The sequence below is a fragment of the Vibrio sp. 704 genome (assembly GCF_033339295.1).
This window is the reverse complement of record NZ_JAWOUH010000655.1, coordinates 1-611: the sequence shown is the minus strand read 5'-3', so window position 1 is coordinate 611 and position 611 is coordinate 1. Positions and strand designations below refer to the sequence as shown.

The 611-nt window shown below is 47.1% G+C and carries 1 protein-coding gene and 1 pseudogene; one reads left to right on the top strand and one right to left on the bottom strand.

Features of this window, described 5'->3' with window-relative positions:
- Window positions 1-94: pseudogene (locus R7R24_RS28330) on the top strand (ribonuclease HI); the annotation flags it as partial.
- Window positions 95-98: 4 nt separating this feature from the next.
- Here the strand turns inward: R7R24_RS28330 and R7R24_RS28325 are convergent.
- A partial coding sequence (locus tag R7R24_RS28325) for a class I SAM-dependent methyltransferase (protein ID WP_318120398.1) occupies window positions 99-611 on the bottom strand: 513 nt, incomplete at its 5' end.

The following is a 611-nucleotide window of genomic DNA, read 5'->3' as shown; positions in this document are numbered from 1 at the left end:
TGCTGGACACAGAGAAAACGAAATCTGTGATGAACTCGCCCGCACAGCAGCAGAAAACCCAACAGAAGAAGATACAGGCTACCAGCCATCTTAATACGCTAGTAGCGCTGGCTCGACACTCTCTTCACACCAAATCCCTCTCGGTTCATCACGCCAAGCGGCGTCAGTTTTTTCTTTAGACGCCAATGTGGTTTGATTGGCTTGAGAGGGTACGTTCGTTTACGAGCGACGATATAGTACAAGCTCCCCGCCGGAGAAGCCCAATCCCCCAAGCTGTTTTCTAACCAAGTCCACATGGTGCGATAACGTGTCATAGGAAACAGCGCATAACGATCACAATGAATTACTTGGTAATTGAGTAACCCTAACCAGTCATTGATTCGGCTCGAAGTAAACATTCGCCCACTCCACGGCAAGTTATTTTTACGCCATGGGAACAAACTCGCCAAACCAGTAAAGCTAATTGGGTTAAACCCCGTAATGATCAAACAGCCATCATCCATCATCACTCTGTCGACTTCTCGCAGCAGACGGTGTGGATCACTTGCATAATCAAGCTGATGGGCAAGTATCACGACATCAAAGCTTTTTTCCAAAAAGGGCAATTCGTA